The sequence below is a fragment of the Cupriavidus sp. 05N40 genome (genome assembly GCF_056397305.1).
Genome location: NZ_JBFTND010000244.1, coordinates 1 through 9,953, shown reverse-complemented (window position 1 = coordinate 9,953; position 9,953 = coordinate 1). Strand labels below are relative to the sequence as shown.

The window sequence follows — 9,953 nt, the reverse complement described above, 5'->3', positions numbered from 1 at the left end:
GTGTTGATGTGACAGCGCAATCACATCCCGGATCTTCATGTCCGGAGGGATGGTGATCGGATCACGCAGCACGCCGGATTCGTAGCGCTTCACGCGCGCGATTTCGCGAGCCTGGTCGGCCGGCTTCAGGTTCTTGTGGACGATGCCAATACCACCGGCCTGCGCCATGGCGATCGCCAGGCGGGCTTCCGTGACGGTATCCATGGCGGCGGATACCAGCGGAATGTTCAGCTCGATCGAACGGGTCAGGCGGGTACGGAGGGAAACATCACGGGGCAGTACCGACGAATAGGCCGGCACAAGCAGCACGTCATCGAATGTGAGTGCTTTCTGGACAAGACGCATAGCAATTCCTCTAGGCGCAAAACCGAATTATACAGGAATGGCACGTTTCTTGACGCGCCTGCGAGTGCCCTTGTGCGAGTCTGCTATGCTCTTTGTCCTTTTTCCGGCATAGGTCTGACCAAGATGGGTATCGGCGTACTGTGCGGCCTGCTGGCCGGCGCGTTCTGGGGCATGGTGTTTATCGCCCCCAAGCTGCTGCCCGTGTTCTCGCCGTGGGAACTCGCGATCGGCCGCTACCTGGCCTATGGGCTGGTCGCGTTCATTGCCGCGCTGCCGCTGATGAAGCGCATCGCCCGCAAGCTGACCCGCGCCGATTGCGTGGCCCTGCTGCGCCAGGCCTTCACCGGCAACCTGCTCTACTACGTGCTGCTGGCCTTCGGCGTGCAGCTGGCCGGCGTCGGCCCGACGTCGCTGATCATCGGCATCCTGCCCATCTCGGTCACCATCATGGGCAGGCGCGACCACGGCGCGGTGCCGCTGTCCCGGCTGATCTGGCCCTTGCTGGTGGTGGCCGCGGGCATCGCCTGCATCAACATCGACCTGTTCGGCGGCGGTGGCGGCGCCCACGGGCAGGCCGGCGCGGCGGCGCTGCGCCCGGCATGGGAGCGCCTGGCGGGCGTCATGTGCGCGGCAGGCGCGCTGGTATGCTGGACGCTCTATGCCGTCGACAACGCGCGCTACCTGCAGCGCAACCCCCAGTACAGCGGCAACGAATGGTCGGCCTTGTACGGCATCTCCACCGGCGTGGTCTCGGTGGTGCTGGCGATCGCTGGCTGGCTGCTGGCCGGCGACAGCCTGGCCGCCGCCGGCAGCGGCCGCGACTGGCACTGGTTCTGGACGGTCAACGCGGCGGTGGCACTGGGCGCGTCGCTGATCGGCAACAACTTGTGGAATATCTCGAGCCGCCGACTGCCGCTCACGCTGTCKGGCCAGMTGATCGTGTTCGAGACGCTGTTCGCGCTGGCATATGGCTTTGTGTTCGACCATCGCCTGCCGCGCCCGCTGGAGATTGCCGCCATTGTGTTGTTGATGGTCGGCGTGGCCTGGTCGGTGCGCTTGCACGCCACCGGCAAGTCTGCCTAAACTAGCGGCCAATCCCGGCGGTCAGGGGCGCGCGAGTCACTCGTGGGGCGGGGATCTCCTGCCTGCCTGGGACGACTGCGAATCGTTGCGGATGGCAGTTGCGGCCTGCCGCAGCGCGCGCCCTTCGCAGCCATTGTTCCCCGCAGGCCGTCACCCCGACCCAAGCCAATGAAACCAATGACTGCGCGCAAGACCGCCCGCCCGCTCGCGCTCCTCACGCTCGCCGCCCTGGCCTGCCTTTGCCAGTCCGGCATCGCCCAGGCGCAATGGCAATGGCGCGACGCCAGCGGCCGTACCGTGTTCAGCGATGTCCCGCCGCCGCCCTCGGTGCCGCCCGCCAGCGTGGTCAAGGCCCCCGGGCGCTTTGCCGGCGCCTTGCGGCCCGCCGAGCCGGCGCCGGCCGTGGCGGCCGTGGCGGCCATGTCGGTGAATGCCAGGACGGAGCTGAAAGGCGAGGCGAAAGCAGAGGCCAGGCCGGCCGCGAGCGCGGAAGACGCCTTCCAGAAACGCCGCGCGGACGCGCTCAAGGCCGATGCCGAGCAAGCCACCAGGGACAAGCTCGCCCAGGAACGCCAGGTGCGCTGCACCGAGATGCGCAACTTCGCCACGGCATTGCAGCAAAACCGCCGCATTGCCCTGCCGGCCGCGGATGGCTCGGCGCAGCACCTGAACGACGACCAGCGCCAGGCCGAAATGCAGCGCGCGAACGCGAGCATCGCGGAAAACTGCGCCTAGGCGAGGAAACGGAGCGCCTTGCGCGTCAGCCGCCGCGCAGCCATTTCTGGCCTTCCCTGGTGCCGCCGCGACGGGTTTTCAGCACGCGCTTGCGGCGCGCCGACTTCGGATCCGCCACCAGCGGGCGATAGACTTCGATACGGTCGCCGTCGCGCACGACGGTGTCGGGGGTCTTGAGCTTGCTGAAGATGCCCACGCGCAGGGTGGCGGGATCCACCTCCGGGCAGGCCTGCAGCAACCCGGACGCGCCGATCGCGCCGATGACGCTGGTGCCGGGCGCCACCTCGATTTCCCTCAGGAAGGCGCCTTCAGGGCGGGCGTAGCACACCGATACGCGCACCGTGCCGGCCGCCGCGTCAGCCATTGCCATACACCACCTCGGCCCGCTTGACGAAGGCGTCGACGAAGGTATTGGCGATCATGCTGAACACCGGTCCGATGATCTTCTCCAGCAGGAAGCTGGAGAACTCGTAGTGCAGGTGGAACTCGATCTTGCAGGCGTCCTCGCGCAGCGGCGTGAAGCGCCAGGATCCGCTGAAGACCTTGAAGGGGCCGTCCTCGAACACCATATCGATGCGGGTGGGCCGCTCCTGGGTGTTGCGGGTATGGAAGTACTGCTTGATGCCGTTGAAGTGGATGTGGATCTTGGCGTCGAGCATGGTCTCGGTCTGCTCGAACACCTCCACGCCACCGCACCAGGGGAGGAACTTGGGATAGTCCTCGACTTGCGTGACCAGGTTGTACATCTGCTCGGCGGAGTGGCCGAGCAGCACGGATTTATGGACGTCTGCCATGTATCGGGAAATCGGGTGTATCGGGAAAGCAAGCACGGCCCGAACGAATCCCGGGCGCGGCATGACGCACTGCGGGATCCACCGGGGCGGGCCGGTTTGCTAGAATCGCAATTTTAGCCCACGCACGGCACATCGGCATCCCGGCCGCGTCCTGGCCACAATGCAAGGGCGCCTGGCGGCCTCCCGGCGGCGCGGCCCACCCGCCCGGCTTCCCCATCTGATTTCTGGTTTTTCGTTTTTTTGTTTTTTGTTTTTTGTTTTTTCTTACCTTCATCTCCTCTACCCGGATCGCATGACCATCGCAGACAACAAGAAGGCCTTTTTCGACTACTTCATCGAAGAGCGATACGAGGCGGGGATCGTGCTCGAGGGCTRGGAAGTCAAGGCGATCCGCGCGGGTCGCGTGCAGATCAAGGAGGGTTACGTGGTCGTGCGCGATGCCGAGCTGTTCCTGATCGGCGCCCACATCAGCCCGCTGCAGAGCGCTTCGACCCACATCAACCCCGATGCGGTGCGTACCCGCAAGCTGCTGCTCAAGGCCGAGGAAATCAAGCGGCTGATCGGCAAGGTGGAGCAGCGCGGCTTCACGATCGTGCCACTTAACCTGCATTACACGCGCGGCCGCGTCAAATGCGAGATCGGCCTGGCCAAGGGCAAGAAGCAGTTCGACAAGCGCGAAACCGAGAAGAACCGCGACTGGCAGCGCGAAAAGGCGCGCATCATGAAGGGCGCGACGAAGGAATAAGGCGCGGGGAGCAACGCTCCCGCCTGGCGCCAGCCGCGTGCGTCGCGCGCGCCCTTGCCTGCCCTCCTTGCCTTCCCTGTATCCGCTAGGCCTTCTGCGCTTTCACGATCTGCAGCGCGGCCGCCACCATGCTGCTCATCTCCCCGAGGTTGCCCGGCACGATCAGGGTGTTGCCCTGCTTGGCCAGGTTGCCGAAGGCGCCCACGTATTCCTCCGCTACCTTCAGGTTGACCGCCTCCATGCCGCCATCGGTGCGGATGGCGCGCCCGATCTTCTCGATCGCCTGCGCATTGGCTTCGGCCACGGCCAGGATCGCCGAGGCCTCGCCCTGCGCCCGGTTGATGGCGGCCTGGCGGTCGCCTTCCGATTTCTGGATGGCCGCCTCGCGCGCGCCCGTGGCCAGGTTGATCTGCTCCTGGCGCTTGCCTTCCGACGCCGCGATCAGCGCGCGCTTTTCGCGCTCGGCGGTGATCTGGGCCTGCATGGCATGCAGGATCTCCTTGGGCGGCGTGAGGTCCTTGATCTCGTAGCGCAGCACCTTCACGCCCCAGCTGGCGGCGGCTTCATCGAGCGCGTTGACCACGCTGTGATTGATGTAGTCGCGCTCTTCAAAGGTCTTGTCCAGCTCCAGCTTGCCGATCACCGAGCGCAACGTGGTCTGCGACAACTGGGTGATGGCAACCACGAAATTGCTCGAGCCGTAGGACGCCTTCATCGGATCGGTGACCTGGAAATACAGCACGCCGTCCACCTGCAACTGCGTGTTGTCGCGCGTGATGCAGACCTGGCTGGGCACGTCGAGCGGGATTTCCTTCAGCACGTGCTTGYAGGCCACCCGGTCGATGAAAGGCAGCACCACGGTCAGGCCCGGCGTCAGCGTCGCGCGGTACTTGCCGAGGCGCTCCAGCACCCAGGCATGCTGCTGCGGCACGATCTTGAAGCTCTGCGCCACCAGCACGATCACAGCGACCAGGACCAGCAGGGGCAGCAGGCTGCCGAAGAACTCGAACATGTGACCTCCGTGAGGGGGTTGAAGAAAGACAGAACGGAATAAAAACCGCGGGAAACAGGCCCGCGCCAGGACCAAACGCCTAGCGCGGGCTGACGAACAGGGTGTTGCCGTGCACCTCGACGATGCGGAAGCGCCCGGGCGCCGCGGCGGCGCCGGGCTGTAGCTCGACATCCCATTCGGTGCCGCGGTAGCGCACCCGCGCACGGCCGCCCGAGCCCCACGCCGGCACTTCCAGCTCCTGGCCGATGTCCAGGTTGACGTTGGGATCGCACTCGGCAGCATCRCGCCGCGTGCGGCCGTAGCGGGAGCGCCGCAGCACCACGAAGCCGGCCAGGGCCACCAGCGCGGCCAGCACGGTCTGGCTGGCCGCGGCAAGCCCCCCCAGCGCGGCAAGGCCGCCGGCGGCGGCCCCAAGTGCCACCATCAGCAGGTACAAGGTGCCGAGCGCCAGTTCCGCGATCACCAGCACCGCGGCCAGTGCAAACCAGATGTAGTACGGCGCCATCTCCCCCCCTACCGATCAGCAGTCCCAATTGAAAAACCCCCGCAGCGCCAGGGCGCCTGCGGGGGTTCGGAACACCTGGCGCAGGGCCGGTGTACCGCTATTGTGACTTCAAATGCCTCAGGAAGCCAGTTGCTTCCAGGTATCGATGACCGAGTCCGGGTTCAGCGAGATCGACTTGATGCCTTCCTTGGCCAGCCACTCGGCAAAGTCCGGGTGATCCGAAGGACCCTGGCCGCAGATGCCGACGTACTTGTCCAGGCGCAGCGCGGTGGAGATCGCGCGCGACAGCATGAACTTGACCGCCGGGTCGCGTTCGTCGAAGTCCTTGGCCAGCAGTTCCATGCCGGAGTCGCGGTCCAGGCCCAGCGTGAGCTGGGTCAGGTCGTTCGAGCCGATCGAGAAACCGTCGAAGAACTGCAGGAATTCCTCGGCCAGGATGGCGTTGGACGGCACTTCGCACATCATGATGATACGCAGGCCGTTCTCGCCGCGCTTCAGGCCGTGCTTGGCCAGCAGCTCGATCACCTTCTCGGCCTGGCCGAGCGTGCGCACGAACGGCACCATGATCTCGACATTGGTCAGGCCCATGTCGTCGCGCACGCGCTTCATGGCCTTGCATTCCATCTCGAAGGCTTCGGCGAAGTCTTCGGAGATGTAGCGCGAGGCGCCGCGGAAGCCCAGCATCGGGTTTTCCTCGTCCGGCTCGTAGCGCGAACCGCCGATCAGCTTCTTGTACTCGTTGGACTTGAAGTCCGACAGGCGCACGATGACGGGCTTCGGGTAGAACGCCGCGCCGATGGTGGCGATGCCTTCGGCCAGCTTGTCGACGTAGAACGCGCGCGGGCTGGCGTGGCCGCGGGCCACGCTTTCCACGGCCTTCTTCAGGTCAGCGTCGACCTGCGGGTAGTCGAGGATGGCCTTCGGGTGGACGCCGATATTGTTGTTGATGATGAACTCGAGGCGGGCCAGGCCCACGCCCTGGTTCGGGATCTGGCAGAAGTCGAAGGCCAGTTGCGGGTTGCCGACGTTCATCATGATCTTGACGTCGATTTCCGGCATTTCGCCGCGCTGCACTTCCGTGACCTCGGTCTCGAGCAGGCCGTCGTAGATACGGCCTTCATCGCCCTCGGCGCACGACACCGTCACCAGCGTGCCGTCCTTGAGCACGTCGGTGGCATCGGCGCAGCCGACCACGGCCGGCACGCCCAGTTCGCGCGCGATGATGGCAGCGTGGCAGGTACGGCCACCGCGGTTGGTGACGATGGCAGCCGCGCGCTTCATCACCGGCTCCCAGTTGGGGTCGGTCATGTCGGCGACCAGCACGTCGCCGGGCTGCACGCGTTCCATTTCCGCCGGGTCGTTGATCACGCGCACGCGGCCGGTGCCGATCTTCTGGCCGATCGCGCGGCCGCTGGTCAGCACGGGTGCCGTGCCCTTGAGCTTGAAGCGCTGCTCGGCCTTGCCGGCGGACTGGCTCTTCACGGTCTCCGGGCGCGCCTGCAGGATGTAGATCTTGCCGTCGCGGCCGTCGCGGCCCCATTCGATGTCCATCGGGCGGCCGTAGTGCTTCTCGATGATGACGGCGTACTTGGCCAGCTCGGCCACGTCCGCGTCGGTGATCGAGTAGCGGTTGCGCAGTTCGATGGGCACGTCCACGGTCTTCACGCGGCCGGCTTCGCCCGGCGCGGTGAATTCCATCTTGATCAGCTTGGAGCCGATCGAGCGGCGGATGATCGGGTACTTGCCGGCTTCCAGCGTGGGCTTGAAGACGTAGAACTCGTCGGGGTTGACCGCGCCCTGCACCACGGTTTCGCCCAGGCCGTAGCTGGAAGTGATGAAGACCACTTCCTGGAAGCCCGACTCGGTGTCGATGGTGAACATGACGCCGGAAGCGCCCACGTCCGAGCGCACCATGCGCTGCACGCCGGCCGACAGCGCCACCACGTCATGGGCAAAGCCCTTGTGCACGCGGTAGGAAATGGCGCGGTCGTTGTACAGCGAAGCGAACACGTGGCGGATCTTGTCCAGCACGTCGTCGATGCCGCTGACGTTCAGGTAGGACTCCTGCTGGCCGGCGAACGAGGCGTCGGGCAGGTCTTCGGCGGTGGCCGACGAGCGCACCGCGAACGAGGCTTCGGCGCCTTCGCGCTCTTCGGCACGGGCGTAGAACTCGCGGACTTCCTGCTCGAGACGGGGCTGGAACGGGGCCTTGACGACCCAGTCGCGGATCTCGGCGCCGGCCTCGGCCAGTGCCTTGACGTCGTCGACGTCGAGGGCCTTGAGGCGATCGGAAATGCGCTGGGTGAGGTTGTTGTGGGTGAGGAAGTCACGGAACGCGAGCGAGGTGGTGGCAAAGCCGCCGGGAACGCGCACGCCGGCCTCGGCCAGCTGGGAGATCATCTCGCCCAGCGACGAGTTCTTGCCCCCCACGGTTTCCACATCTTCCTTGCGCAACTGCTCGAACGGCAGCACATAGGCGCCGTCAATTGCCGGGTTGTTCATAAAAGCCTCAAAAACAAAGTAAGAAACCTGTTGCTGACGCCCGGAATCTTGTTGGAGTTCTGCTACCGGACGGATCGCTTGGCTAAACAGTCCCGCGCATTCCCACCCTCGGTGGGGACCGGAGTTCGACCGTGATTGCTGCAGCGCACATTGTCGACAATCCGTGGCCGGATCGTTGCCCCGACAGCGCTGGCGGAATTGCTTAGCGAAAAGATCGCCGCTATTCTACCGTGCCGCTCCGCACTTTCGCGGAGCACGGTTTCAAAAAATAATTGTACAGACATGTCCCAGCCCGCCGCTCCCGCCGCGCCCCTTGAGCCGCAGCAATCCCAGGAACCGCGCAAAGAGGAGCGCCCTGCCATCCGTACGGTTTTTATCGTCTCCGATGGCACCGGCATCACCGCGGAAACCTTCAGCCACTCCATCCTGGCCCAGTTCGAGATGCGCTTTCGCAAGGTGCGCATGCCGTTCGTGGACACCCCGGAGAAGGCACATATCGCGGTAGGCAAGATCAACGAGGCCTTCTACGCCGAAGGCGCGCCGCCCATCGTCTTCACCACCCTGGTCAACCAGGAGTCGAACAAGGCGATCCGCCGCGCCAAGGCCATGATCCTGGACATGTTCCAGACCTTCATCGAGCCGCTGGAAAAAGAACTGGGGCTCAAGTCCACGCACGCGATCGGCCGCTTCCACCAGAACGCGGACACCGAGGCCTACCAGAACCGCATCGAGGCGATCAATTTCTCGCTCGCGCACGATGATGGCCAGTCGCACAAGAACCTGGCCGAGGCCGATGTGATCCTGGTGGGCGTGTCGCGCAGCGGCAAGACCCCGACCAGCCTCTACCTGGCGATGCAGTACGGCCTGAAGGCCGCCAACTACCCGCTGATCCCCGACGATTTCGAGCGCGGCAAGCTGCCGACGGCGCTGTACGCGTTCAAGCCGAAGATCTTCGGGCTGTCGATCAACCCGCAGCGGCTGGCCGAGATCCGCAACGAGCGGCGCCCGGGCAGCAAGTACGCCGCGCTGGAAAACTGCCGCTACGAGGTCAACGAGGCCGAGGCGATGATGCGCCGCGAAGGCATCAAGTGGCTGTCGTCCACCCACAAGTCGATCGAAGAGATCGCCACCACGATCCTGCAGGAGATCAAGGTGGAGCGCGACAGCAACTACTGATCGGGAGCGCCGGCGGCGGGGCCGGCGGCAGGAACAGGCTCAGCCGCCCGGCCGCCGCTGGCGCACGGCCTCGAACAGGCAGATCGCCGTGGCTGCCGCCACGTTGAGCGACTCCAGCCCGCCCGGCTGCGGGATGCCCACGGTACGGTCGACCCTGGCCATCCATTCCCGGCTCACGCCGCTGCCCTCGTTGCCCACCACCCAGCCGACCGGCGCACGCAGGTCGGTGTCGTACACCGCGGCCTGAGCGTGCGACGAGGTGGCCAGCAGCGGCACGGCCAGGCGCGGCGCCAGCATCTCGAGCGTGCAATGCTCGACGATATTCAGGTGAAAATTCGCGCCCATGGCCGCACGCAGGGTCTTGGCTGACCAGGCGAAGGCGCTGCCGGTCACCAGGAAGGCATGGCCGATGCCGGCCGCGGCCGCGCTGCGCAGGATGGAGCCGACATTGCCGGCGTCCTGCACACCGTCGAGGATGACGCAGTCGGTGTCGATGCGCGACGGCAGGTGGCCGGACGGCGTATCGATCACCAGCATCAGGTCGATACCGTTGACCACGCCGGCAATCTGCTCGAACAACGCATCGGCCAGYAGCACCACGCGCTCGGGCGCGACCTGCGCCAGCAGCGGTGCGACCTCCGCATGGTCGTAGTGCCGCTCCGACACCACGCACTGCACCGGCTGGCCCAGCGCGGCCAGGTAGGCCTGCGCCAGGTGCACGCCATCCAGCACCGACTGCCCCGCCTTGCGGCGCGCATGCGTCGAGGTGGTCAGCGCCTTGAGATGCTTGAACAGCGCGTTCTCGCGCGAAGTGACGTGTTTCACGATGCCTGCTCCGCCGATGCGTCCCACGCCGACGCGGGTGCCGGCGCGATGGGTCCCCGCGCGATTGCCTCGCGCACGGGCGCGAATGAGCGCCGGTGGTGCGGCGTGGCGCCGAACTCCGCCAGCGCGGCCAGGTGCTGCGGCGTGCCGTAGCCCGCATGGGCATCGAAGCCGTACTGCGGATACGACGCATGCAGCGTGAGCAGCTCGCGGTCGCGCGCGACCTTGGCG

Annotated in this window: 11 protein-coding genes and 1 pseudogene; 4 read left to right on the top strand and 8 right to left on the bottom strand. The window is 65.9% G+C overall.

Features of this window, described 5'->3' with window-relative positions; all coding sequences use genetic code 11:
• The coding region (locus AC1DO7_RS35875) for an IMP dehydrogenase (RefSeq protein ID WP_477117205.1) at positions 1–345 on the bottom strand (345 nt) is incomplete at its 3' end.
• A gap of 123 nt (positions 346–468) precedes the next feature.
• Between AC1DO7_RS35875 and AC1DO7_RS35870 the strand changes: the two genes are divergently transcribed.
• Together AC1DO7_RS35870 and AC1DO7_RS35865 are read left to right on the top strand one after the other, a co-directional pair.
• Positions 469–1,428 carry a DMT family transporter gene (locus AC1DO7_RS35870; RefSeq protein ID WP_477117204.1) on the top strand — a complete coding sequence of 320 codons (960 nt, stop codon included), beginning with the start codon at positions 469–471 and terminating at the stop codon, positions 1,426–1,428.
• A 168-nt stretch (positions 1,429–1,596) separates the two neighbouring features.
• The gene (locus AC1DO7_RS35865) at positions 1,597–2,163 is read left to right on the top strand and encodes a DUF4124 domain-containing protein (RefSeq protein ID WP_441613497.1); all 567 of its coding nucleotides are present in this window, start codon (positions 1,597–1,599) and stop codon (positions 2,161–2,163) included.
• A 25-nt stretch (positions 2,164–2,188) separates the two neighbouring features.
• On the opposite strand, the gene AC1DO7_RS35860 is transcribed toward AC1DO7_RS35865, so the two are convergent.
• Both AC1DO7_RS35860 and AC1DO7_RS35855 read right to left on the bottom strand, forming a co-directional pair.
• Entirely contained in the window at positions 2,189–2,533 is a 345-nt protein-coding gene (locus AC1DO7_RS35860) for an RnfH family protein (protein ID WP_441613496.1), read from the bottom strand.
• A complete protein-coding gene (locus AC1DO7_RS35855) occupies positions 2,520–2,957 on the bottom strand; it encodes a type II toxin-antitoxin system RatA family toxin (RefSeq protein WP_441613495.1) in 438 nt (145 codons plus the stop codon). Before AC1DO7_RS35855 ends, AC1DO7_RS35860 begins: the two co-directional genes overlap by 14 nt.
• Positions 2,958–3,249: 292 nt before the next feature.
• Between AC1DO7_RS35855 and smpB the strand changes: the two genes are divergently transcribed.
• Positions 3,250–3,702, top strand: coding sequence for an SsrA-binding protein SmpB (smpB, locus tag AC1DO7_RS35850; protein WP_477117203.1), 453 nt, complete (start codon positions 3,250–3,252; stop codon positions 3,700–3,702).
• A gap of 85 nt (positions 3,703–3,787) precedes the next feature.
• Here the strand turns inward: smpB and AC1DO7_RS35845 are convergent, their stop codons facing one another.
• From AC1DO7_RS35845 to ppsA, 3 genes are all read right to left on the bottom strand, one after another.
• Entirely contained in the window at positions 3,788–4,714 is a 927-nt protein-coding gene (locus tag AC1DO7_RS35845) for an SPFH domain-containing protein (RefSeq protein WP_477117202.1), read from the bottom strand.
• Positions 4,715–4,793: 79 nt separating this feature from the next.
• Positions 4,794–5,219 carry an NfeD family protein gene (locus tag AC1DO7_RS35840; protein ID WP_441613491.1) on the bottom strand — a complete coding sequence of 142 codons (426 nt, stop codon included), beginning with the start codon at positions 5,217–5,219 and terminating at the stop codon, positions 4,794–4,796.
• A 117-nt stretch (positions 5,220–5,336) separates the two neighbouring features.
• Positions 5,337–7,721: a phosphoenolpyruvate synthase gene (gene ppsA / locus AC1DO7_RS35835; RefSeq protein ID WP_441613490.1), complete on the bottom strand. Its 2,385-nt coding sequence runs from the start codon at positions 7,719–7,721 to the stop codon at positions 5,337–5,339.
• 282 nt (positions 7,722–8,003) lie between these two features.
• On the opposite strand from ppsA, the gene ppsR reads away from it, so the two are divergent.
• Positions 8,004–8,897, top strand: coding sequence for a posphoenolpyruvate synthetase regulatory kinase/phosphorylase PpsR (ppsR, locus tag AC1DO7_RS35830; protein ID WP_441613489.1), 894 nt, complete (start codon positions 8,004–8,006; stop codon positions 8,895–8,897).
• A gap of 39 nt (positions 8,898–8,936) precedes the next feature.
• Here ppsR and AC1DO7_RS35825 read toward each other — a convergent pair whose 3' ends face one another.
• Positions 8,937–9,722, bottom strand: a complete 786-nt coding sequence (locus AC1DO7_RS35825; protein ID WP_441613488.1) for a TrmH family RNA methyltransferase — start codon at positions 9,720–9,722, stop codon at positions 8,937–8,939.
• Positions 9,719–9,953, bottom strand: a pseudogene (locus AC1DO7_RS35820) (ribonuclease HII); the annotation flags it as partial. The gene AC1DO7_RS35825 and the pseudogene AC1DO7_RS35820, both read right to left, overlap by 4 nt.